This window comes from Bacillus weihaiensis, from assembly GCF_001889165.1.
Lineage (GTDB): Bacteria > Bacillota > Bacilli > Bacillales > Bacillaceae > Metabacillus > Metabacillus weihaiensis.
On record NZ_CP016020.1, the window covers coordinates 3524753 to 3548766 of the forward strand.

The window sequence follows — 24014 nt, forward strand, 5'->3', positions numbered from 1 at the left end:
CAGCATCACTGCTTGTCAGTCTTCATTAACATGGCAATAGGTAATGCATCTTCTTTTGAAGGATCTGAGAGACGAAAGCCCCAAGCAAAAATCCCATTCATGTAATGAATCTTAAAGTACTCACCAGGTGCTCCTTCTATTTCATACACTTCTTCAGGCTTATAGTCATCTGGATTTAATAAGTAGGATTGAGCCATAGTGATTTTTCTTTCCAAGACAGCAAATTCATTCACGATCCCTAGCTGCTCCGCTTTTCTTGCTTTCTCTTTTAGTTTACCGATTTCATTTTTTAGTTCATATTCTGACATTTCACTATATCGCTTTTCATGTCCACTCATCAGTTTTCTTCCCCTTCTTGTTCTAAATATTTATCAATTAACTCCAAAGGAAACCCCTTACGATATAAAAACTGCTTCATTTTCATCTTAAATACATATGGCTCTTCAGATTGATATTTCCGCTCTGCTTTTTCAGCATGTTTTTCTAATGCAGACCACTCTTCTGATTCATCTTGATTAATGTTTACTTCCTCTAACACAATCGAAATAATTCCAAAAGGAAATCCTTTTCTTACTAAGTATTGCTCCGTTTTTTGCTGGAGTTGAACAGTAGAAAGCTTATGATTTTTCTTTAAAACCTTATTAGCATGTCCAATCGCTTCTTCAATCTGCGCCTCTTGATTATAAGGTTCTAGTGCTTCTTCAATAAAATTCGGATGAACTCCCTTTTCCCGTAGTTCACGTTTAATAACACTTGGTCCTTTTCCATTTGTTTGCCACTGAGTCCGTACATAAGCCTCTGCAAACTCAAGGTCATTAACATACTTATATTCTTGAAGCTTTCCAATCACTTCAAGACATACCACTTCTTCATACTCCTTCTTGAGTAAATAATCCTTCACTTCTTTAATTGAACGCATACGATAGCTTAAGAACTCTAAAGCTTTATTATAGGCTTTCTTAATTAAGTCACCATATTGTATATCCATAATTTCCAAGTCATCAAGTTCTTTCCCTTTTTGGAGATTATATTTAATTAGGATATCTTGATCAACACTAAATGCATACTTTTCACCACTTCCATCATCGAGAAAAATATTAAGGCGATCAGTGGTTTGCTTTTGCGCTGTAATTTTCGTAATAATTGGCATGGTTTTCACCTACTTATCTAAAGATTAGGCTGTGTTAAACGTGGTTGTTATTTCCCTTATAGGCATCTGCTTCCCTCAAGCGAGTTAGGAGCCTCATCTTCAATCAGCAAAGAGCTAAAAATCAACAGGAAACATTGGGTATCGCAGCCAAAAGTAGTTAAGCAACAAAGTTTAACAAGGAGAGCCTATTAAAAAGAAGGATATCTTTCTAAAAAAGGGTATAAAGAAAGATATAGGGTTATTTTTTAAAAAGGACGTGATGAGAATGAAAATCGCTATTTCTGGTGGAACAGGCTTTGTAGGAAAGCATTTAACCGATTACTTTCTTAAACAAAATCATGATGTATATATTTTAACACGAAGTGAAAAAACTTCTTCTAAAAAGAACTTACACTATATAAAATGGCTAACAGATCAAGCTAAACCAGCCACACATCTAGAGGGTGTCGATGTGGTCATTAATCTGGCAGGAAAATCCATTAATGACCGATGGACAGATGAAGCAAAAAGACAGATTATCCAAAGCCGTATAGAGGCAACGAAAGCGATGTATAGCATTGTAAGCAGCTTAGAAAGAAAACCATCTGTGTTTATTAACGCAAGTGCTATCGGTATTTATGGTACTTCAAAGGATCAAGTATTTACAGAAAGATCGACTGAACATGGCTCTGATTTTTTAGCAGAAACGGTTGATGTATGGGAAAAAGAAGCGAAAAACATACAAAAGCTAGGTGTAAGAACAGCTTTTACTAGGTTCGGAATCGTGCTTGGCGAGGAAGGTGCACTTCCTAAAATGCTCTTACCTTATAAGCTCTTCGCGGGTGGAAAACTCGGTTCTGGTACCCAATGGATGTCATGGATCCACATCGACGATTTAGTTCGTATGATTGATCACGTGATAAAAACACCTAGCCTATCTGGTCCAGTCAATGTAACAGCACCAAATCCTGTTCAAATGAATGAGTTTGGGAAAACAATTGCCAAAACAATCAATCGACCACATTGGCTACCAGCTCCTTCATTTGCTATTAAAGCCATTTTGGGTGAAATGAGCATCCTACTTTTAGAAGGGCAAAAGGTGTTACCAGAAAAGGCAGTAGAAACTAGCTTCACCTTCACCTTTCCACATTTACAACCTGCATTAGAGGACATTGTAAAATCTTAAACCTTTGAGAATGGAGATACCTATGAAATCACTTTTTAAAAGGGCAACTGTTTATCCTGTAACAACTGCTGTTTTAAGAGAAACTGATCTTTTAGTCGAAAATGGAAGGATTGCTAAAATCGGTAAGAACCTAGAAGCTGATTCGGACACATCGATTATTGATTGCAAGGATTCGTTTTTATTTCCTGGATTTATTGATGTTCATACCCATTTAGGCTTGTATGACGAGGGGACTGGCTGGGCAGGCAATGACGCAAATGAAACCATCGAGCCCCTCACCCCTCATATTCGAGCGCTGGACGGCGTTCACACCTTGGATCCTGCATTTAAGGATGCGATTAAATATGGCATAACCACCGCACATGTTATGCCAGGAAGCGCTAATGTTATAGGCGGAACTACCTCTGTTTTAAAAACACATGGTACCAATATTTCGTCCATGATCATTCAAGAAACAGCAGGCCTGAAAATAGCACTCGGTGAAAACCCTAAACGAATGCATAGCCACGGCAACAAGGAGTCGATTACGAGAATGGGAATTATGGGGATGCTTAGAGAAGCATTCTATAAAGCTAAGCATTGTGATGAAAAGGAGGATTTCCGCTCCATTCCACTTAAACAAGCATTACGTAGAGAAATACCTGTACGAATTCATGCGCATCGTGCTGATGATATTATGAGTGCCATTCGTTTTGCCGAGGAATTTCAGCTAGATTACAGAATTGAACATTGTACAGAAGGACATCTTATCGCGGATGAACTAGCAGGAAAGAAAGCAAAAGTTAGTGTCGGTCCAACCTTAACAAGAAGATCAAAGATAGAGTTAAAAAATAAAAGCTGGACCACCTACCAAGCTCTCTCTGAAAAAGGTGTAGAGGTTTCTATTACAACCGATCATCCGTACACACCCATTCAATATTTAAACTTATGTGCCTCAATTGCTGTGAGAGAAGGGTTTGAAGAACAAAAGGCACTAGAAGGCATCACAATTGCTGCTGCACGTAACCTCCGAGTAGATGACCGAGTAGGAAGTATTGAAGTTGGAAAGGATGCAGACTTAGTCGTCTGGAATCACCACCCTTTTCATTTTTTAGCAAAACCACTTTTAACAATGATCAATGGAAAAATTGTCTATACAAATAGGTAGGTTAGGTTTTTTAAAAAACTTTATTACTCAGGCTTATTAATTTCCACATGAATCGAGAAGACCTTGTATCCTGGCACTCAGTTATTTTGGAAGCAGCCATACATCATTAAAATACTATTGTACTATTTTATTATCTGGCTAATTTATCTGAAATATCTAACAGTTTCTACATGCTAGGTCACCTATATGTTTACTAACTATTTTTATAGTTAACATTTTCCTAACCTAAGGAATATTAGGTATATCAACAACTATATTACGATAGATAAAAAAATTTTTAATTCGACAAAAAAAGTTGTATCTTTTTTTAAGAAATTGACGTATTATACTCCAAGGAGCTACAAGATTTACACTACATTTCATATAACTTAATGAGTAATGGGAAGGCAAATGGTGCGCCACCAGCTTTACTGGTTCTAGTGGGTTCGATTCCCACCCCGAAATTTTTTTGGATTAAAGTTTCATAAAAAAATTTCGAGGGTGGAGACAAAACCATATCACGTGGAGTCTGCCCTCTAATTGGAGGGATTCCATATGCTAAAAAAACGTGATATTCATGATAGTCATGCACTTTATGAACACTTGGTTCACCCTGAGGTCTTCCCTTTTGTGCGTCATAAGGCAAACTCATTCGACGAATATTTATTTTTAACAAAACAAACAATTGAAGCTGAAGAACGCGGTGAACTTATTTCACGTACCATTTTAGACGAATGGGGTTCTCCAATTGGAACGATCAGCTTGTTCGATGTTCAAGACAATGCTGGCTTTCTTGGAACATGGTTGGGCAAGCCCTATCACGGTAAGGGCTATAACAAGCTTGCAAAGGATGCCTTCTTCCATGAGCTATTCTACGAACTAGACATCGAAACCATCTTCCTTCGCATTCGTAAGCAAAATGTTCGTTCAACCAAAGCAGCTGCAAAGCTACCTTATGTAGTAAATGCAAATGAAACTAGAGCAAGCTTACTCGAACAAATTAACAACGGCGAAGACATCTTTAATCTCTTTGAAATCACAAAAGACTTATATACATTTTACACCTACCAGCATTCCGCGGATATGGATGAACAACATCTTAAAGAAGCTTAATAGGTGGATTAAAAACGCTTGGATTATCATTATCCAAGCGTTTTTTGTTTCTTAAACGATTTGATTTTTCTCCCTTTTATGAGTTCTTTAGGTGTTCGGCTTAGGGATGATATGCGAAATTTGTCAGTTATGCCCGAATCGCGGATACAGCACTCACAATCGCGGATACAGCACTCACAATCGCGGATACAGCCTAATTAAGAGCTAAAAAATCGTAAAAGCGACTTAAAATAGGCTGTTACTCTAAGATTTTGACTCAATTAGCCCCGCCACAATTATCAAATACCACATTTTCTCTAACAATTCGTTCAAACTTTACTCATTTCCCTTAAATTCTTCCTCATCAGCTTCAAATAACATCCTAATTAACCATCACCATACGTTAATGGAATTAGTACAGGTAGCAAGTAATAGAATTAGTATGGAACGAATACCAAAGTTTAAAACTCTCCATTTTCTCATCAAAAAAATGATGTGTTTAAAAATTTGAAGAAAGGGAAATATGTAGGTACTCTAAACGAAATTAATGCACATACATATTTATCCACTATTGGATTTACTTCCGCTAATTAGATGAACTCTTTTTTTTATAATAATTATAAAATAAGCATGACTTTAATATGAAGGTGTGATAGAATACCCGATAGAGACATCATTTGTGTAATGATTTGTCAGGATATTTAAGGATATCCCTTTTATAGATACTAATTAAATGGAGGTTATTTATAATGAAAGCACAAAGAGAAGTAACAAGAGAAGAGTTCCTTGGATTAGCACAGGACGGTATTCGTGAGCTATTTGAGATTGAACAATATAAAGTTTTTGATGGAAAAAAAGGTGCGGAGCAACATTATTTTGTTTATGAAATGAAAAATCACCGTTGCTTCTTAATCAACTTAGAGACTTGTTATGAATTAGTAACTGCTTTCTATACTGGTGACAATAAGCAACTAGTTATTGAGAATTTAAACGCTATTGCTTTATCAGTTAACTAATTTATTCAGGAGAACTCTTTTAACGAGATTCTCCTTTTTTTTGTTTTCACCTTCCCTTTCTAATGAAAGATGTATGAAATCAAATCCACATGTCCACAATACATAAGAAAACTATTTAGTGGAAGGATGATTTCAATGGCAGTTGATCGTAAAAAGCGAGATAAATCAAAAAGTACTCTTTCAAGCATGCAAGAGGTTACGTATTCAAGAGAATTCAAACATGCTGATCGTGCTGGTGGATACATAAGTAAGAATAAGCATTAACTTCCAACATGTTTTTTTCAAATAAGGCCATCCTATTTAATGAACAGAACAGATCATTTGTTCACCATTAAGGAGGTCTTTTTTTCATGGGTAGAGGACACAAACACAACCATAAGGCACGCGATAAAAATTCATCTTCTTTACCGCAAACACCAAAGAACTTAAAACGTGATGGTGTTGACGAAGAATTTTCTCGTGAATTAGCAGACCAAGCTGATTTAGAAGCACAAGCAAGATCTAACGCTGCTAATCAACGTCAAAGTACAAACCGTAAACGATAAGAAAACCATATCGTTTCACGCTTAAAAAATTAAGGTAACGTACATCACATACAAATTCGACAGAAAAACACAGAGGACAAAACAGAAAATAGCACACGAAATAGCGGTCCAATTACCATTGGGCTGCTTTTTTTATTGATCTGGAGGAATTTAATCATAAATGTAAATTAGCATTATTAGATCATACAATTTAATTGTCATTCATCGAAAGAGTATGTTAAAACGAGTGTTACTTTCATTGTTAATGTTCGGATTTTTCACGATTGTTTTCTGGGTAATTATGTTAAAATCAAGAGAGAACGCTATTCAATTAATGGGGGCAGCTATGTTGAACAAAGAATTGTATTTTCAAAGTGAAATAACAGAATAGACTGATTTGAAATCAGGAGGAGATTATGCCAGATAAAGAAAAGAATTTCCAGATCAGATTATGGGTAAGTGCTGTTTTAGGTTCTATAATTACTTTTTTTGTTATTAAACTTGTATGGGCAGAAGCAAGTTACATGTTATTACTTTTATTGTTAGTTGTCGGATTTTTAATAAATCTGGTTATCTCAGTAATAAGTTCAAAAAGAAAAAAAGGTGACATTACTTTTTAAAGTAATGGATGAGGTTGGGACAGAAGTGCATGGCTCTTTATCGTAACGACTATATGTACGCACTGATTTATCTAGTGCACACAATAGATTGTATCGGTGGGTGCCTGGCTCTTTGTTTTGTCTCAGCCTCTTTTTCTTTAAGTAAAGGAGCAGTAGAGTGGAGTAAAAAAATGTCAATAGGAGGTTTAATAATGGGACTTATAATAGCAATATTATCTGTTTTAGTAACCGCAGGGGTTTTGTATTAAATGGGTAAGTCTGGTTTCAAATGGTAGAAAACAAAGACGAAGATGAAGAAGGTTTAAAATAATATATTGGTACTAACCGAGGCTTTTATTAAATAATCGAGTATAAAGGAGTTCGTCTTGTTCGATGGGCAATGATGTCTGGTGAATGGATTAATTGGAGTAAAGATACGTTACGCCCCAACGGAATTGAATTGGAAAATGAGTATAATAAACTAGGTCAACACCTTACAAAAAAAGTGAAGATAGAGCTTGGTCCTAATTATAAAGTGAGATTTTCCCCTTCTTCATCAGCTAGAATGTATGCAGGTTTAGAGTTTTGATTTTCAACTAACGAAGCAGTTTTGTTTTTTGTGGAACAACGGTTAAAACGAGAAAAGGGTTTTACGATAAGTTCTACTATAAAGCGAAATTCATTTTGAATTAAGGAGATAAATCCATGAGACGGATTGCACTTATTCTTCAAATTATTTCAATTGTAATCATATTTTTTAATTACAATTTTGCTATTTTTCTCTTTGGAATGGTATTACTTCTATTAGGGGGTTACCATTTACAAACAAAAAGTAGAATGATGTCGTACATATATTTCGTTTCTCGTTTTATTTTTATCATTGGTATTTTAATAACTGGATTTGGGTTTCAATTATAGCGGAGATTATTGTGCTAACGGGGTGCGGTACTTAAATAAAACATTAAAAAGAAACGCTAAGAGTTTAAAGATTTCTGAGCGTTTTTTATACCAATTATATGGTTATTTTAATTATTCATTCAGTTGCTAAATAAAATGTGGTTTACCTACTTATTTTATACTCTAAACAAAACGATTTAGACAAAACCCTTTGCGTTTTATTCTTGATTAGAGAGTTCCTTCTTAATCTTCCCCTCTATATTCTATAATTGTTAGTCCCTCAGATGCTTTTGGTGGTTCAAAAAATTGAGTAAGATGGTGAAACATCTCCTCCGTATCGAATGCTGCTCTTTCAGGCTGCTCTTTTCGCCTTTGTGCAATCTGACGCAAGCATTGTTCATCTTCTAAATGAAGATAAATAAGTTCATGGGGTGCATTTACCTCTGATGCTATGTGTAAAAACCACTTACGCAGCTTTAGAGTGTTAGCTGGATAATCCATCACTACATCCGTACCAACGCTTAATATGTTTTGAACATGCTTCTTCACCAACGGTTTGAGCTGCATAGAGAATGTTAAGTAATCTTCAAATGATGTAATCTGATTAGGATAAAGTGATGAAAGCCATTCATCCTCAGACAATAGCACCGCTTGTTTTTCTTTAGCTAGGTGTTTTGACTTCGTTGATTTACCCGCCCCCATTTTCCCGCAAAAAAAATAAAGAGTTCCCGTTTGAGTCAACATCTATTAATCCCCCCACGCTACTTTTAATTGGTCGTCTCAACTACTCAAAATCGGCTTGTAAAAACTACAAAATGATTCGTCTTCTATAAAATCCTACAGGTATAGCTTAACATAACCTCGATTTTCTAGTTACAATTCATCATCTGATTTTATCTCATGTTTTTCATGCTTCATTTAATCTAATAAGTGGATAACTTCCTATATATTGTGAATAACTTTATTTAAATATTGTGAATATTGTTAATAACTTGTGAATAACTAGTACTATCAAGGAAAATATACCCACAGTTATTGTGCATAAGTTGAAAGGGTTTTCTTTACCTAATTGTGGATAATGTTAGTAACTCTATTGTCACCCTTTTCAAAAACGACGCATATACTATGATGACTTGATTTCTATCCTAGTAACAAAAGGGGTGACATTAGTGGCTTACGAAATTACACGTGATTATATACGTACTGGAAATTCCCGTCCAGGTCGAAGTATTGGGACCATACGATTTATTGTTAGTCATGATACTGGAAATCCTGGCTCTACAGCATATGGAAACCGAAATTATTTTGATACACAGCAACCCTCAGCCTCTGCTCATACGTTTATCGATGACAAATATATTCTAGAGATTATCCCTTTAAATGAAGTTGCCTATCATGTAAGGGCAAATGTTCCAGAAGACAATCGTCGTTATGGAGCGAATGCTAATGATGCTGCAATCGGTGTAGAGCTATGTCATGGTGGAAGTATTTCATTTGATGCTGCTTATGATCGATATGTCTGGTATCATGCGTATCTTTGTGACAGATTTAACCTAAATCCAAGGAATGATATTATTGCTCATGCAACATTAGACCCATCACGTAGAACGGATCCAATTAATATCCTGCGCGTAAATGGAATATCATGGAATATGTTTATAAACGATGTAACTGAAGCTTTAGAGGATTTTACTAATTCTTCAGGCAATGATAATGATAGTGAAAATACTTCATCAGGATCTACACCTAACACAGCTCCACCACGAAATACAGTAGTGAAAGGAACTTCTGTTTCATTACCACTTGGTGAAGGTGATTCGGGTCCTTTTGTTGAGGATATCCAAGAACAACTGATTCAAGCAGGATATCGTTTACCTCGTTATGGCGCTGATGGTGTTTTTGGTGAAGAAACAGAAAATGCGGTCATGAGATTTCAACGTAATTATCAATTACTAGTGGATGGATTAGTTGGGCAAAATACACTTAGAAAATTACAAGAAGTTCTTCAACAAAGAGTTTCATCACCCGACTTCCCTCTTCCAACTGGAATTTTGCGAGTAGGAGATCGAGGAAATTCTGTTAGGCAGCTACAACGTGCACTTAAGCAGATTAATTATAATCCAGGTGCAATCGATGGTATTTATGGTCCTAACACGGAAAATGCTGTACGAAGATTTCAATCCATGTTTAGAGCCTTACAAAATGATGGCATATACGGACCTAATACGAGAAAATATATTAGAATGGAATTAGACGAATAAGGTATCTTCTCCATTATTAAAGTGAAGCTGACAATCGATACCAATCCTAGTAAAAAATAAATAAGGTATGGGTAATTTAGTTATCAAAAAAACTTCATTTATTTATGTATAATAGTTGTATAACTAACATATAGTATAATTACAACAGAGAACACACACCAAGAGAGAAAAAATGCACGTCACATTTTTGTGACGTGCATTTCTTTTATTATTTATTCTTCAATCACAAGCTCGCCTCTATATAAACGAGCTTTTTTGACAATAATATTGTCTTCTTTTGTCAGCTTTTTCAATTCTCTTACTTCTCTCTCCGTTACAATAGAAAGCACTGTGCCGGATGCACCTTGTCTTCCTGTACGACCAGAGCGATGAATATATTGGTCAATATTTAACGGTAAGTCAAAATGTATGACGTGGGTAAGACCTGTAATGTCTAACCCTCTTGCTGCAACATCCGTTGTTAACAACAATCCTTGTGCTTCGTTACGAAGGTTTTTTAATGCAGCTTCTCTTTCTTCTTTACTCGTATCACTGTGTAGGACATGTAAATCGACATCCTTATATTCAAGCTTTTCTGCAAGAACATCTAAGTTTCCAATGTCCTTCATAAAAGCTAGTGCCTTCATTCGCACATTTTTAGCTAGTCTTTCTAGCATGAGAGCCTTCTCTCTCTGCTCACAGACTAAATAAAGATGATCCACTTGTCCAACAGGAATGTCTTCTCTATCCACTTTCACAATAATTGGGTCTTTTTTCATCAAGTCTCTTGCTTTGGATTCTGTACTTACATTTAAAGTTGCAGTAAATAAAACAACCTGACGTTCATTAAGTGATGATTTCACAATGTCTTTCACCGTATTCTTATGTTCCGCAGCTAATAGCTGATCTCCTTCATCCAGAACGATTGCTTTTACATGATGCATCTTTAGTTTTTTTAGTTTGATCAGCTCTTGAATTCGACCAGGAGTACCAACAATAACCTGTGGGCTCTTTTTCAATTTTTCTAATTGACGCTTAATGTTCGCACCACCAATAAAGGCTGCACTTGTTATGCTACTTCCCTCTGACCATTTCTTAATTTCGTCAAAAATCTGCATCACAAGCTCTCTTGAAGGAGCAAGAATAACAAGCTGCGCATTTTTTTTCGTTTCATCAATTTGGTGTAACAATGGTAACACGTATGCAAGTGTTTTCCCTGTTCCAGTAGGAGATCCAGCAATTACATCTGACCCTTCCAAGATGGGTAACACAGCTTTTTCTTGTATGGCTGTTACATCAGTAAATTCAGCCTTGCTCCAATTTTCCTGTAGGAATGGTTTTAATTCTTGTAAAAAACTCATGATTCCTTGTCTCCTTTATGTAAAAAAGTCATTTGTTAGATGTCATATGATTTCATTTATTATTTTTACCCTGTTCTTTATAATAAGGATCTTCTCTTGTTCTTATATCATTCCCGCAAGTGTCACAAAGTCCTCATCTATCGTACAGCTTTCTATCTATAAAGGCAAAGTTATTTTTCAACCCTGTTTTTTTGACTCCTTCCATTATACCGTTACGTTTTTGTTTTATACAGTGTACTCATCTGACACCTTAAACAGCTTGTAATGAGAGCTACGCATTTTTTTACAACTTACTTCGTCATTCTTTACTCTTCGTCATATTTCCCCAGAAATAATTTTAATTTTCCACCAATTAATTCGTTATTTCTACAAATATTTGCTAGAAGGAGGATCCTTTCAAGATATTTCTCGTTCTCTCTATCTTGGAGCTATTCACAAAAGGAGTTTTCTACTAAGTAAAAAAAGCAAAAAAAACTCATTTTTTATGTTTAAAGATAAAAAAATGGGGGTAATACCACCATTAGCACTAAGAACTCTCTTTCATAAATAAAACCATACATTTTTTTCTACCACAAAAAACATAATAAACCAAAAAATAGAGATAAGGTGGGTTAACACATGGTTCAACATATTCAAATTAAAAAGATGAATGAAATTAATGATGAATTATCAGCTATTTCAAGCCAGTGTGAGCGCGCATTTAAGGCCTGGATTAAAGATCGTAGCAATACAAATTTACTAAAAGAATACCGAGAGCTACTAATTAAACGAGACATCGTGATTAAAGAATACAAATCTTGTATTGTCATTAATTAATGTTTAGAAGAATAGGTGCCAGTCCCCCACTGCTTTAAAGCAGTGGGGGACTGGCACCTATATTTTCTGGATGATTGCGACTTTTAGGTAGTTGCCTTCTTTGAAGGTACTGATGGTTTGGAAGTCTTTAGGAAGTGAGAATTCTTCTACTATTTTGTAGGCTCCGTTTGACTCTTTGAAAGCCTTATCTATGAAGCCCTTAAATTTCTTCATATCAAAGGTGCTGCAATTGGTAGACGCGACAATTGTTCCACCTTTTTTTGTAATGGCTATGGCTTGCTTCAAAAGCTCTGGATAGTCCTTTGCAGCACTAAATGTATGCTTTTTTGACCTCGCAAAGCTAGGTGGATCAAGAATCACCATATCAAAGCTAAGCTTTTTCCTCACTGCATACTTAAAGTAGTTGAACACGTCCTCTACAATAATGTCTTGTGCCTCATAGTCAATGCCATTTACACTGAATTGCTCGATCGTTTTAGGCTTACTACGATTTGCAAGATCAACGCTCGTTGTTTTCTTCGCGCCACCAAGTGCTGCCGCAACAGAAAAAGCCCCTGTATAGGAAAACGTATTTAATACATGCTTGTCTTTTGCATAGTTGTCACGAATTGTTTTCCTAACATCCTTCTGATCAAGGAATACCCCAACCATTGCCCCGTCATTTAAGTACGTAGCAAAGTTCATCCCGTTTTCTTTGACGATAATTGGAAAGCTCGCACGCTCTCCTATAACAAAATCATCATCTTCTATATACATTCCTTTTGTATCAAATCGTTTTTTCTCATACAACCCTTTTACTTCCACACTTGAAGTTAACGCTTTGATTACATAGTCCTTAAACTGATAAATTCCCTCACTATACCAGCTTACAACATAGTAGCCGTCATAATGGTCAAGAGTAAAGCCACCGATTCCGTCTCCTTCACCATTGAATACGCGGAATGCAGTCGTATGTGGATCCTCATAAAAGCTTGTTCTCTTTGCAAGTGCTTGTTCAATTCTTCGCGTGAATAATTCTTGATCAATTTCTTCGTTTGGATCAAAGCTTAAAATCCAGCCTCTCCCCTTATTTTGAATACCATAGTACCCTTTACCAAGAAACTGACCTCTATGATCCTGAAGCTCAATTAGCGTTCCCTCTTTTTGTAACGCACTCTCATTCACAATCGCGTCTTTACTAATTAACGGAAAACCTGCTTGAAAGCTTTTCTCAAAATTTTTCTTTACCTGTAATTTCACTTTATTCTTCATTCTTACCCTCATATCTATAAAAATTATTTATTTCCGTATCAAAAAACGAACCCTTATCATCATACCCACATTCTATCCAAAAAGAAAACCCCTCTTACAAATCAAGAGAGGTTTTCTGACGATTACACCCACCACATTTGCGATGGCTTATCATTGATTAAAACAGTTTTCAAGTTCGTAACAGCTCTTTCAAAGCCTTCATCAATAGACATGATTGGATCTTCGTGCTCAATACTCACGACGTAATCATAATTGTATGTACGAAGAGCACTCATCATATCATTCCACTCTGTTAGGCTATGACCACAGCCAACTGAACGGAATGTCCAAGCTCTCGTTTGTACTTCTCCGTAAGGCTGCATGTCTGTTAGTCCATACATATTGACGTTATCTTGGTCAATATATGTATCCTTCGCATGGAAATGATGGATTGCATTTTCTTTCCCTAAAATTTTAATCGCAGCGACAGGATCAATTCCTTGCCACCAAAGGTGACTTGGGTCTAAATTTGCTCCAATGGCATCACAAGTTGCTTCACGAAGCTTAAGCATTGTGTACGGAGTATGAACTAGGAATCCGCCGTGAAGCTCAAGTCCAATTTTCACATTGTTCTCCTTCGCATAGTTCCCAACTTCTTTCCAATAAGGTACAAGCTTTTCTTCCCACTGCCACTTTAAAACATCTCCGTACTCATTTGGCCAAGGAGTAACTGGCCAGTTCGGGTATTTCGCACCCTCATGATCCCCAGCTGTACCTGAAAAAGCATTGACAACCGGTACATTCAATAAGGAAGCTAATTTAATCGTTTTTAACAAAGTCTCATTGCTTTCCTTTGCAAAAGCCTCATCAGGAGAAATCGGGTTTCCATGACAGCTGAACGCACTAATGGTTAAGCCGCGTTCTTCAATTTTCGCTCTATATTCATTACGCTTTTCTTCATTTTCTAAAAGCTCATCAAGATCACAATGGGCATTTCCAGGATAACAGCCTGTTCCAATCTCAACCGCCTGAAGGCCTGATGCCTTAACACGATCTAGCATATCTTCAAATGATTTATCATTAAAAAGTACAGTGAATACACCTAATTTCATTCTTCTTCCTCCTTTTATCTTTCAGCAGATTGATAAATTTGATCAATAATTTGTGATACGCGTAGTGCTTCCTCTGGTTTTACAATAAACTCATCGCGACCAAGACATGCATCTACAAAATTCTTTGCCTGTGCAATCCCTACCTGATCTTCACCAGGAATCCAAGCTGCTTGACTATTAAAAAGCATTCCGTTTTTCGTTGTGTAAAGCTCTAGGGGAAAAACATTCAGACCACCCTCTGAGCCTGAAATACTAACATGCTCTTCATCATCTAAAATATTTGCCGCCCATGATGTTTCTAACAATAACGACGCACCGTTTTCAAACGTTACATAGGCCGTTACATGATCGTCTACATCGAAGGTTTCATGATCAAAGGAACCCCATTGATTGACACTATTAGGCGTTTTACTTAGGACATTGTACGTACTTCCGTTCACAGTCACGAATTTCGGGCTTCCCATTAACCAAATCGCTAAGTCTAGTAAATGACAGCCATAATCAATCAAGCTTCCGCCACCTTGAAGGGATTTATTCGTAAATACACCCCAGCCTGGAACTTTCCTACGTCGCAATGCTTTTACTCTTGTTACAAGAGGTGTGCCAACCTCTTCCATCATTTTTTTCGCCGCTTGAGCGTTTTTCATAAAACGATAGTGATAAGCAATCGCCAAGACTTTATCGTTACGCTTTGAGGCATCAAGCATTCTTTCACATTCTTCACCTGTTAGTGCCATTGGCTTTTCACATAAGACATGGACTCCTGCTTCAAGTGCTGCAATCGTAATGTCAGCATGAAATTTATTAGGGGTACATATACAAACCGCATCTACATGCTCAAACATCTCTTCATAATTTTCAAAAACATGTTCAACAGAATATGTTCTTGAAACCTCTTCTGCTCGTTCTTTATTCACATCACTCACTGCTGTAATCACACAATCTTCTGTTAGGCTTTGAAAGGAAGGAATATGCCTTCCTGTTGCAATCCCACCTACTCCGATGATTCCAAGTCGTAGTTTACTCATCATGATCACTCAAATACTTTTGCAAGTGTTTTCGTTTCATTTGATTTGATCGCAGCAAGAATGACAGCAAGTGATTTCATACCCTCTTCACCATTGATTGGTGGCTCTGTGTTAGTTAAAACAGATTCAACAAAGTTATTAATTACGTGAGTTGTATTTTGACCGCCTTCATCATTAGACTGAATTTTACCAAGATCATAATTTACCACTTCACCGTTTGTGTATTGAACTACTAATGAATACTCTGGATGATCCTCTAAGCGTAGAATCGCTTTTTCTCCGTAAATAATCGTTGAATTATCCTCTTTTGCTGTATAAGACCAGCTTGCAGCTAGAGTACCAATGATTCCATTTTCGGTTTTTAATGCACATACGGCCGTATCATCAACATCTGCAAACTCTTTTGCTGACGTTTCGATAAATGCACCTACCTCTACAATTTCCTCACCAAGAAGGTAACGTAATAAGTCCGTTTTATGAACACCTAAGTCTCCCATTGCACCGATATAAGCTTTTTCCTTTTCGAAGAACCAGCTATCTTTTCCATCTATGCTCCAGCCTTCTGGTCCTGGATGACCGAATGCAGTACGGAAGCTATAGATTTTTCCGATCTCTCCATTTTCAATTAATTGACGTGCCTTTTGATGGGAGCGAACAAAGCGTTGATTATGAGCAATCATTAATTTTTTGTCATTTTTCTTTGCCGCTTCGATCATTGCCTCAGCTTCTTCTTGTGAAGTTGCCATTGGCTTTTCACATAAAACATGTAAACCGTTGTTTAACGCTTCAATTGAAATAGGTGCATGTAAGTAGTTTGGCGTACACACGCTTACTGCATCCACTTCACCACTTTGGATAAGCTCCTTGTAGTCTGTATAAGCTTTCGCACCATACTTGTTCGCTACTTCCTTTACACGTTCCTCCACAATGTCACATACCGCGACTAATTCAACCTCTTTATTAGCAGCATACTCCGGAAGATGACGATACTGTGAGATACTTCCACATCCGATAACTCCAACTCTTACTTTACCCAATATAATTCCTCCTCATTTTAGCGTGAAAAACCCTTGGTTATTGTTCCCTACTACTTCCTTTTTACTTGGCAGCAATCGTCTCTAATGGTTGAGCGTTTCCATAAACAGGTCGCTTGCGATTAACTGGTGCTACATAGTTCACACCGTTTTTAATAACACGCTGAATCTGTTCGTTATGGTAAGTTGGATACGTTTCATGTCCTGGGCGGAAATAAAATACTTTGCCGTTTCCACGCTTGAACGTACAACCACTTCTGAAAATTTCTCCACCTTCAAACCAGCTAGTGAAAATAAGCTCATCTGGAGCTGGAATATCAAAATGCTCTCCGTACATTTCTTCCTTCTCAAGCTCAATGTATTCTCCAACACCCTCAGCAATCGGATGGCTTGGATCTACAACCCATAGACGCTCTTTTTCATCAGCTTCACGCCATTTCAAATCACAGCTTGTTCCCATTAGCTTTTTGAAAATTTTCGAAAAGTGACCCGAGTGTAGAACAATTAATCCCATTCCATCTAGTACACGCTGCTGAACCTTTTCCACAATCTCATCTTGTACCTCATCATGAGCAAGGTGTCCCCACCAAACTAATACATCGGTGTTGTTTAATACTTCATCTGAAAGTCCGTGGTTTTCTTCATCTAACGTTGCTGTTCTAACCTCGTGATTTTCTTCTTTTAGAAATCCAGCAATTGCACCGTGGATACCTTCTGGATAAATGTCACTCACCACTGGATTTTTCTTTTCATGTCTATTTTCATTCCATACTGTTACTCTTGTCATCATGTATACCCACCTAATCTATTATTATTTTTGTCTATTGAACCGGTTAACTACTTAAAGAAAAGCAGATGCACCTTGACCCTAATTTTCTTAACAAGGAAAAAATGCATAAGAAAACACTAAGATTAGTCGAGCTCACCTCCTTAAATTGAGGTTGTTGAACTTCTAACCACTAGTTCAACCGGTAGCATGATTTGCTCTTTTTTCGTTTCTTTATTTTCTATAGCTTGAATGGCCATCTCTGCTGAGAGCGACCCTTTTTTGAACACATCCTGCCTAATTGTCGTTAAGCTTGGCGAGGAGTATTTACTAATCATTAAATCATCGAACCCGACGATTGACATATTTTGTGGAACCTTCAATTCTTGATCATTCAAGGATTTAATTATCCCAAGTGCCGTGATATCAGATGAGGTGAAAATAGCCGTAAGATTGGTTCTCTTCGCTAATTCACGTCCAATGTTATAGCCATTCTCAAACGTATTTGAAGGACCAATATAGACCATATCCTCCTGATAAGGAATAGCTGCCTCTTGCAGTGCTCGTTTAAAGCCAAGATACCTTTGCCCATCTACTTCATGATCAATTTGACCATTTGGAACAAAGCAAATTCTTTTATGCCCAAGCTCAATAAGGTGTTTCGTTCCTAAATAGCCACCTAATTCATCATCAATTCTTATATTCGTATAGTCATTTGCATAATCTTCAAAGGAATCAATAAAAACCAGTGGAATCGATAACGTTTTCATTTCATCAAAAACCTTCTTAGGGAATTTCCCTAACACCAGCAATGAATCAAGATTTCGCTTCATCACCCAGTTTTTGCATTCATCGACCTTCGAAATTCCCGATATAACGAAATCATATCCATTTGTACGACAAGCAAACTCTACCCCACTTAATAGTTCACTATAATAAGGGTTTTCTTTAAAAATTGGTGCAAGCGTTTCTCCCACTAATGGCATCACCACACCAAGCATTTTTGACTTTCGTTTCGATAAACTAATTGCCGTAAAATCTGGCTGATAGTTTAACTCTTCAATCGCAAATAACACTCTTTCTTTTGTTTCATCTGAAACCTTGTTTACTCCATTCAGTACATAAGATACTGTTGCCGGAGAAACACCAGCGTGCTTTGCCACATCTCTAATTGTGATCTTCTGATTCATATGTCCTCCGGTTTGGTTAAACGGTTAACTAACTTTGATGTCATTATATACTAACAGTCTCTGCAAGCGCAACCATTTTTATTGATCGCGTTAAAAATCTTTTCATGAGAGGTAGGACCGAGGACCTGCAGGCTGGTTCAATAGCAGACGCTAAGCCGAACCGTAAGCTCGAATATGTGCTTCGCATAAGTGCTAGACAGCGTTTATTTTCGCTTTTCCGTGTTTTATTTTCGGAATTGCCTTGTTTATTTTCGCTTTCACGGGTTTTATTTTCGTTTTCATACTATTTATTTTCGTTTTCTAGCACTTTATTTTCGTTTCCCAATCTATTTCCTTTTTGACAAAGACCATGAAACACCTAAGAAAGATAGACCACCAAAAGAACCTCTCCGTTACGAAGAGGTTATCCACCTATTTTATAGGATTCTACTAGACGTTTTTTATCTATTTTCCCTACAGCTGTTTTGGGAAGTTCATGAAGTATGACAATTTCCTTTGGTAGCTTATATGATGCGAGACTAGGTCGCATGTGTTCAATTAACGTAGAAACGGTGATTACTTCAGGTGACTTTACACTTACGTAAGCGATAACCCTCTCCCCCCACCTTTCGTCCTTCACACCTATTATAGTTGCTTCCCTCACGTTTGGATGAGCAATTAAGACTTGCTCAATTTCAAGTGGATAAATATTTTCCCCACCAGATATAATCATTTCTTTTTTTCGACCGACAATAAAGTAATCTCCTTCATGATCCTGTTTCGCTAAATCACCTGTATGTAACCAGCCGTTACGAAGGGTCTCCATCGTTGCTTTTTCATTTCTAAAGTACTCGGTAAACATGTGATTTCCTTTAATGATTAGCTCTCCAACCTCACCTGTTTGAACCTCCAGCCCTTCATTGTTTACAATTTTCACCTCATTAAGGAGCATTGGTTTTCCAACGGATCCCACCTTGGTATGAGCTCGCTCTGGTGTGATGGAGAAATTATTTGGACCTGCCTCGGTTAAGCCGTATCCTTCTTTAAATGGCAGGTTTCTTTGCTGGAATTTTTCATAAATCGTATGGGGACAAGGCGCACCACCAGATAAAAAAGCTGTCATTGAAGAAAATGGCATTTTTTGAAAAAGTGGATCTTCAACAATCATGTGATACATCGTTGGGACAAAAAGTGCGATGGTACACGTATATTCGTGAAGAAGTTGAATTGCTTCACTGGCACTAAATTTATTGGCCACCACAACCGTTCCTCCAGCCATCAACAGTGGGATCGATAAGGCATTAATTCCTCCAGTATGAAACATCGGCATATAGGTTAAGGTGGTATCCTTTTCTGTGAGTCCCCACGTGATAATCGTATTATAAGCATTCCAATTAATTGCACGCTCTGTTAGGACCACCCCTTTAGGCTTGCCTGTGGTGCCACCAGTATAGATCATGAGCCATGGTAAGTAATCCTTGGGTTTTGATTCATCTATCAAGCCGTGGAATTCCTGTGTATTGATTTTTTCCTTTACACGGTTTAAAGGCTCCCATTGAAATCCCAGAGTTTGTAAAGTAGGAAAAGCCTGCAGTGAAAAATCATCGAGTACCATAAGAGCCGGCTCAGCATGCAAAGCAATCTCCCTTATCTCAGCCTCAGACAATCGCCAATTTAAAGGAGTGAGCACACAGCCGATTTTAAGACAGGCAAACATCATTTCAAAGAAAATAGGTGAATTTTGGGCGACAACGACAACGCGGTCTCCTTGTTGTAATCCTTTATCTTGAAAGAACATTGCCCACCTTAGAGCCTGTTCATGTAATTCTTTATATGTCCACTTCTCCTTAGTTGTTCCATCGACTAATGCAACATTCATTGGAGAAAGGTCCGCTCGTTTTCTTAACCAATCACCACATACCATCAAATCTCCTACCCCTTTCACCAACTTTTCTTTATTGTAAAGTTGAGAGGTTACAAAGGAGTTACAAACAGGAAGGCGCCTTCTTCTCCCTTCTTCTCTTCACATCATAATTCCGCCGTCTACATGCAGGACCGTGCCGTTGACGTAGTCGGATTCGTCAGATGCTAGGAATAGGTAAGCATTCGCTATGTCTTCTGGCTTTCCTAGTCGTTGCATTGGGACCATGGCGACCATTTGCTGGATGACTTTTTCAGGGACTGATGCGACCATTGATGTTTCGGTAAAGCCTGGAGCTACTGCATTTACATTAATCCCTTTTCTGCCTAGCTCCTTTGCCCATGTTTTGGTCATGCCGATAACGGCGGCTTTTGCAGCTGCATAATTAGTTTGACCGACATTTCCATACGTACCACTAACAGAGGAGGTATTGATTATCTTCCCTTTCCCTTGCTTCACTAAGTAAGGAACTGCTGCTTGCGTACAGTAAAAGACACCGTTTACATTTACATCTAACACTTTTTGAAAATCACTTGAAGCAAGCTTATGAAGCATGCCATCTCTTGTAATTCCAGCATTATTGATGAGGATGTCAATTTTCCCCCATTTACCTGCAATCCTTTCCATAACGGCATGTACATTTTCCTCATTGGATACATCAACTTGAAAGAACGCTACCTCATAGCCTTGTGAGGAGAGCTCCTCGGCTTTTTCATGCCCCGTTTTCTCATCGAAATCCAGCATCGCTACTTTTGCCCCTTCTTTGGCAAAGCTCTCTGTTGCAGAGAAGCCTATTCCATTGGCTCCCCCTGTAATAACCGCTACTTTGTCTTGTAATCTCATATCCTTACATCCCCCTTAGTTCTCAATAAACTCAATGATTGTTTTGTTAAGCTGCTCTAAATCATCAACAAGTGGTGAGTGTCCACAATCAGTAAGCTCGATAAAGCTCGCATGCCCACCAAAATCTTCAACCGTTTCCTCTGCCATTTCCTTTGATATAACAAGATCGCGATCTCCCCGCAACACTAAGACTGGTCGTGTAATATCCTTGACTTGATTTGTCCCTGATGAACTGATGTTAAAGGTATTAAGAGAATGGTAGACATCCGCCAAGTTTCTTTGCGTTCTCATATCATCCACATATTTCTCATAGCGCTCTTTATCTGGTTGATTCTTTGTGTAAATAAGAGCATTCCAAATGGCTCTTAGCATCTCTCGGTTATTTGTATCATAGGCTGCTTGGATTGGAATCGTCTTGCTTTGGTCTTGTTCAATTTCTTCAATTGTTTGTAAACGCTTAGATAAGTCTGCAGAGCCATCAGCCTTTGTCCCGTAAAATGGATAGCCTCTCGTTGACGCAGAAGCTAATAGAATAAGTTTTTTATAGAAGTCAGGATGATCTGCAATAAGCTGCATCGCCACCGCTCCACCTGTAGACCATCCGATTACGGTAACATCTTTCAAGCCTACCTCCTGAATAAAAAGAAAGAGATCTTCAGAGAAATCCTGAATGGAACGAACACGGTTATGATAGGTCGACTCTCCAAAGCCTCTTAAGTCCACCGCAATGACTGTGTACTGCTCAGGAAATGTTTCAAAAAAAAGATCCCAATGAACAGATGAGGTCATATTCCCATGAATTAACAAGATGGTTTCCTTTCCACCGTCACGCTTACGATATGCCAGTGTTTCACCGTTAGAAAGCTCTGCCTTTTGAACTGTAGGCAAGGTCATTCATTCATCTCCCCATTTCCCCAAATAATTGTCGTTGCTCCCCACGCGTAACCAATTCCTGCCGAGACAAGTACAACTACATCCCCTTGCTTAATTTTCCCCTCTTCTACTGCTAATCTTAATGATACGATTTGATCGATTTGCCCAATATGACCATAATTCTGTAAATAGATGGACTGATCCCCAGTTAGCCCTAGTTGATTTAGTACATATTCATGAGCTGACTTTTTCATATGCAGCATGGCAATGTAGCTAATATCACTTTCTTTGAAACCACTTTTATGAAGCGATTTCCGAACAACCTTTAAAAAATTATCCATGGATTTTTGTTCTAGCCTTTTCTTCATTCCTACGGGGTCTAACACATCAAGGCGATAGGTGCCATTTTCTAAAACTTCCTTTGTAATTGGTTTTTTTGTACCACCAGCTGTAACGACCACATCCTCTGAAAAAGACCCATCTGTCATAATATGAGATTCTAATAAAATATTCTTTTTCAACCCTTTTTGAAGCAGTATGGCACCACCACCAGCTCCAAGGTTAAACATAAAGCGTGTTCGTTCATTTTTATAATCAATGAGGTCTCCATTTCTGTATCCACCAGCTAATAAAACTGTATGAAGATCGTCATCTGTTTGCATTAAGCTTTTAGCTAATTTAAGGGCCATAATGGTGGTACCACAGCGTAAGGCCGTATCAAAGCCCCATGCATGATGGGCTCCGATTGCTTCCTGTGTTTTAATCGCAGCAGTCCAAAGGGGATATTCTTTGTACTCCTCTCCAATATAAATAACTAAATCAATGTCTTTCCCGGTTAGTCCCGCTTCTTCAAGCGCCTGCCTTGCTGCCTTAATCCCCATCTCACATGTGTGATCATGTAATCCTGGAATCGGCTTCCTTTTTATTCCTAATTTATCTTCGACTACCTTCACTGGTAATCCTGCTTTTTCCGCGATTTCCTCACCTGTCTCAAACGTATCCGGAATGTAAAGACCTGTTGCTAAAATCCCAATGCTCACCATCGTTCCCCCCTTTAACCTGCGATTTCTTTCTCTTTATTGCTTTGCTCTTGTTTTTTCTTTTTCCATTTCTTCCCTCGTAATGTACCAACAATTCCAGCTGGGAAAAACATAACGGCAAGAATATATAAAATGCCAAAGAAAATGATCCAGCGTTCAAAAATTGGATAGGTTTTCCCTAGCTCTGACAGCCAGTGATGTGAGACTTCAATAATTCCAGCCCCTAAAATCGGACCAACAAGCGTCCCGACGCCACCTATAATCGTCATAAGTAACGCATCCAATGTCACATCCATTGTGAATACACTTGTATTTACAAATCGCAAAGATAAAACGTATAGTGATCCAGCTACACTTGCAAGGACACCCGCTATGACGCTTGCAATAATTTTGTAGTGAATGGTTTGATAGCCTAAGGATTGTGTGCGCGCTTCATTTTCCCGCACTGCCACTAGCACCTTACCTAACGGAGAATTTGTTAAACGTTTTAAAAGCAAGAACACAACCACCATGACCGCTAAGCAAACGAGGTAAAAGGTTAACCGATCCTTCACAAAGTCTGGGACGCTAAACGTAAATCCATCATTACCAAACGTTAACGTTCTCCATTTTTCAGCCATAACTAAAAACAATCCAGCTAAAGCAAGAGTAAGCATCGCATAAAAATGACTTTTTAAACGAAGCGTTAACAGCCCTACTAAATAACTAACAATCGCAGCAAGGATCATACCTAGTACAATCGATACGACAAGGAGCATCAAAGTTGGATCCCCTCTATCTAAAAGGATTCCAGTTGAATAAGCCCCAATCCCAAAGAACATCGCGTGCCCAAAGGAAACAATTCCTGTATAGCCTAGTAACAAATCATAGCTCATGGCAAAAACGGCAAAAATGAAGATCTGCGTAAACATAATCATTAAACTTCTAGAATCATATACAAATGGAAACAGAATCAATAATCCTAGACATACGATTAAGAGAATTGGACTTAATTGAAAAGTTTTCTTCATCT

Annotated in this window: 27 protein-coding genes and 1 pseudogene; 13 read left to right on the top strand and 15 right to left on the bottom strand. The window is 37.8% G+C overall.

Annotation, left to right across the window (positions count from 1 at the left end):
* Nucleotides 1-5: 5 nt before the first annotated feature.
* Together A9C19_RS17115 and recX are read right to left on the bottom strand one after the other, a co-directional pair.
* On the bottom strand, nucleotides 6-338 hold the full coding sequence (locus tag A9C19_RS17115) for a YfhH family protein (RefSeq protein ID WP_072581051.1): 333 nt from the start codon (nucleotides 336-338) through the stop codon (nucleotides 6-8).
* On the bottom strand, nucleotides 338-1150 hold the full coding sequence (gene recX, locus A9C19_RS17120; protein WP_072581052.1) for a recombination regulator RecX: 813 nt from the start codon (nucleotides 1148-1150) through the stop codon (nucleotides 338-340). Before recX ends, A9C19_RS17115 begins: the two co-directional genes overlap by 1 nt.
* 265 nt (nucleotides 1151-1415) lie before the next feature.
* Between recX and A9C19_RS17125 the strand changes: the two genes are divergently transcribed.
* From A9C19_RS17125 to A9C19_RS17175, 10 genes are all read left to right on the top strand, one after another.
* Complete coding sequence (locus A9C19_RS17125) at nucleotides 1416-2315, top strand: TIGR01777 family oxidoreductase (RefSeq protein WP_072581053.1); 900 nt, start codon at nucleotides 1416-1418, stop codon at nucleotides 2313-2315.
* A gap of 22 nt (nucleotides 2316-2337) precedes the next feature.
* Nucleotides 2338-3462 carry an amidohydrolase gene (locus tag A9C19_RS17130; protein WP_072581054.1) on the top strand — a complete coding sequence of 375 codons (1125 nt, stop codon included), beginning with the start codon at nucleotides 2338-2340 and terminating at the stop codon, nucleotides 3460-3462.
* A 534-nt stretch (nucleotides 3463-3996) separates the two neighbouring features.
* Nucleotides 3997-4554, top strand: a complete 558-nt coding sequence (locus A9C19_RS17140; protein ID WP_072581056.1) for a GNAT family N-acetyltransferase — start codon at nucleotides 3997-3999, stop codon at nucleotides 4552-4554.
* Nucleotides 4555-5282: 728 nt separating this feature from the next.
* Nucleotides 5283-5549, top strand: coding sequence for a hypothetical protein (locus A9C19_RS17145; protein WP_072581057.1), 267 nt, complete (start codon nucleotides 5283-5285; stop codon nucleotides 5547-5549).
* A 135-nt stretch (nucleotides 5550-5684) separates the two neighbouring features.
* Nucleotides 5685-5813: a YfhE family protein gene (locus A9C19_RS17150; protein ID WP_072581058.1), complete on the top strand. Its 129-nt coding sequence runs from the start codon at nucleotides 5685-5687 to the stop codon at nucleotides 5811-5813.
* An 86-nt stretch (nucleotides 5814-5899) separates the two neighbouring features.
* Nucleotides 5900-6094, top strand: a complete 195-nt coding sequence (locus A9C19_RS17155; RefSeq protein ID WP_072581059.1) for a YfhD family protein — start codon at nucleotides 5900-5902, stop codon at nucleotides 6092-6094.
* Between the two features lie 214 nt (nucleotides 6095-6308).
* Nucleotides 6309-6464 carry a hypothetical protein gene (locus A9C19_RS21880; RefSeq protein WP_158515110.1) on the top strand — a complete coding sequence of 52 codons (156 nt, stop codon included), beginning with the start codon at nucleotides 6309-6311 and terminating at the stop codon, nucleotides 6462-6464.
* 25 nt (nucleotides 6465-6489) lie between these two features.
* Nucleotides 6490-6693: a hypothetical protein gene (locus A9C19_RS17160; protein ID WP_072581060.1), complete on the top strand. Its 204-nt coding sequence runs from the start codon at nucleotides 6490-6492 to the stop codon at nucleotides 6691-6693.
* 382 nt (nucleotides 6694-7075) lie between these two features.
* Nucleotides 7076-7261 carry a hypothetical protein gene (locus A9C19_RS17170; protein WP_199445794.1) on the top strand — a complete coding sequence of 62 codons (186 nt, stop codon included), beginning with the start codon at nucleotides 7076-7078 and terminating at the stop codon, nucleotides 7259-7261.
* Nucleotides 7262-7377: 116 nt separating this feature from the next.
* Nucleotides 7378-7590 carry a hypothetical protein gene (locus A9C19_RS17175; protein ID WP_072581062.1) on the top strand — a complete coding sequence of 71 codons (213 nt, stop codon included), beginning with the start codon at nucleotides 7378-7380 and terminating at the stop codon, nucleotides 7588-7590.
* Nucleotides 7591-7812: 222 nt separating this feature from the next.
* Here A9C19_RS17175 and A9C19_RS17180 read toward each other — a convergent pair whose 3' ends face one another.
* Nucleotides 7813-8310 carry a P-loop nucleotide/nucleoside kinase family protein gene (locus tag A9C19_RS17180; protein WP_072581935.1) on the bottom strand — a complete coding sequence of 166 codons (498 nt, stop codon included), beginning with the start codon at nucleotides 8308-8310 and terminating at the stop codon, nucleotides 7813-7815.
* Nucleotides 8311-8729: 419 nt separating this feature from the next.
* Between A9C19_RS17180 and A9C19_RS22335 the strand changes: the two are divergent.
* A pseudogene (locus A9C19_RS22335) lies at nucleotides 8730-9239 on the top strand (peptidoglycan recognition protein family protein); the annotation flags it as partial.
* Complete coding sequence (locus tag A9C19_RS22340) at nucleotides 9222-9830, top strand: peptidoglycan-binding domain-containing protein (protein ID WP_233499299.1); 609 nt, start codon at nucleotides 9222-9224, stop codon at nucleotides 9828-9830. The pseudogene A9C19_RS22335 and the gene A9C19_RS22340, both read left to right, overlap by 18 nt.
* A gap of 212 nt (nucleotides 9831-10042) precedes the next feature.
* Here the strand turns inward: A9C19_RS22340 and A9C19_RS17190 are convergent, their stop codons facing one another.
* Entirely contained in the window at nucleotides 10043-11170 is a 1128-nt protein-coding gene (locus tag A9C19_RS17190; RefSeq protein ID WP_072581064.1) for a DEAD/DEAH box helicase, read from the bottom strand.
* Nucleotides 11171-11788: 618 nt separating this feature from the next.
* Here A9C19_RS17190 and A9C19_RS17195 point away from each other — a divergent pair.
* On the top strand, nucleotides 11789-11986 hold the full coding sequence (locus A9C19_RS17195) for a hypothetical protein (RefSeq protein ID WP_072581065.1): 198 nt from the start codon (nucleotides 11789-11791) through the stop codon (nucleotides 11984-11986).
* A 57-nt stretch (nucleotides 11987-12043) separates the two neighbouring features.
* Here the strand turns inward: A9C19_RS17195 and A9C19_RS17200 are convergent, their stop codons facing one another.
* The 11 genes from A9C19_RS17200 to A9C19_RS17250 form a co-directional block, all read right to left on the bottom strand.
* Nucleotides 12044-13237 (bottom strand): class I SAM-dependent rRNA methyltransferase, encoded by a 1194-nt coding sequence (locus A9C19_RS17200; protein WP_072581066.1) that lies wholly within the window; start codon nucleotides 13235-13237, stop codon nucleotides 12044-12046.
* A gap of 122 nt (nucleotides 13238-13359) precedes the next feature.
* Nucleotides 13360-14328 (bottom strand): sugar phosphate isomerase/epimerase family protein, encoded by a 969-nt coding sequence (locus tag A9C19_RS17205; RefSeq protein WP_072581067.1) that lies wholly within the window; start codon nucleotides 14326-14328, stop codon nucleotides 13360-13362.
* A 14-nt stretch (nucleotides 14329-14342) separates the two neighbouring features.
* Nucleotides 14343-15356 carry a Gfo/Idh/MocA family protein gene (locus tag A9C19_RS17210; protein ID WP_099092786.1) on the bottom strand — a complete coding sequence of 338 codons (1014 nt, stop codon included), beginning with the start codon at nucleotides 15354-15356 and terminating at the stop codon, nucleotides 14343-14345.
* A 5-nt stretch (nucleotides 15357-15361) separates the two neighbouring features.
* Nucleotides 15362-16393, bottom strand: coding sequence for a Gfo/Idh/MocA family protein (locus tag A9C19_RS17215; RefSeq protein ID WP_072581069.1), 1032 nt, complete (start codon nucleotides 16391-16393; stop codon nucleotides 15362-15364).
* Nucleotides 16394-16454: 61 nt separating this feature from the next.
* The gene (locus tag A9C19_RS17220; protein ID WP_072581936.1) at nucleotides 16455-17177 is read right to left on the bottom strand and encodes a ThuA domain-containing protein; all 723 of its coding nucleotides are present in this window, start codon (nucleotides 17175-17177) and stop codon (nucleotides 16455-16457) included.
* Nucleotides 17178-17320: 143 nt separating this feature from the next.
* Nucleotides 17321-18346: a LacI family DNA-binding transcriptional regulator gene (locus A9C19_RS17225; RefSeq protein ID WP_072581070.1), complete on the bottom strand. Its 1026-nt coding sequence runs from the start codon at nucleotides 18344-18346 to the stop codon at nucleotides 17321-17323.
* 403 nt (nucleotides 18347-18749) lie between these two features.
* Complete coding sequence (locus A9C19_RS17230; protein ID WP_072581071.1) at nucleotides 18750-20249, bottom strand: class I adenylate-forming enzyme family protein; 1500 nt, start codon at nucleotides 20247-20249, stop codon at nucleotides 18750-18752.
* A gap of 99 nt (nucleotides 20250-20348) precedes the next feature.
* On the bottom strand, nucleotides 20349-21089 hold the full coding sequence (gene fabG / locus A9C19_RS17235) for a 3-oxoacyl-ACP reductase FabG (RefSeq protein ID WP_072581072.1): 741 nt from the start codon (nucleotides 21087-21089) through the stop codon (nucleotides 20349-20351).
* A gap of 15 nt (nucleotides 21090-21104) precedes the next feature.
* Nucleotides 21105-21983, bottom strand: coding sequence for an intracellular short-chain-length polyhydroxyalkanoate depolymerase (phaZ, locus tag A9C19_RS17240; RefSeq protein WP_072581073.1), 879 nt, complete (start codon nucleotides 21981-21983; stop codon nucleotides 21105-21107).
* Nucleotides 21980-23005, bottom strand: coding sequence for a 3-oxoacyl-ACP synthase (locus A9C19_RS17245; RefSeq protein ID WP_072581074.1), 1026 nt, complete (start codon nucleotides 23003-23005; stop codon nucleotides 21980-21982). The genes phaZ and A9C19_RS17245 overlap by 4 nt, the downstream gene beginning before the upstream one ends.
* Before the next feature lie 11 nt (nucleotides 23006-23016).
* Nucleotides 23017-24012: a branched-chain amino acid ABC transporter permease gene (locus A9C19_RS17250; RefSeq protein WP_072581075.1), complete on the bottom strand. Its 996-nt coding sequence runs from the start codon at nucleotides 24010-24012 to the stop codon at nucleotides 23017-23019.
* Nucleotides 24013-24014 lie beyond the last annotated feature (2 nt).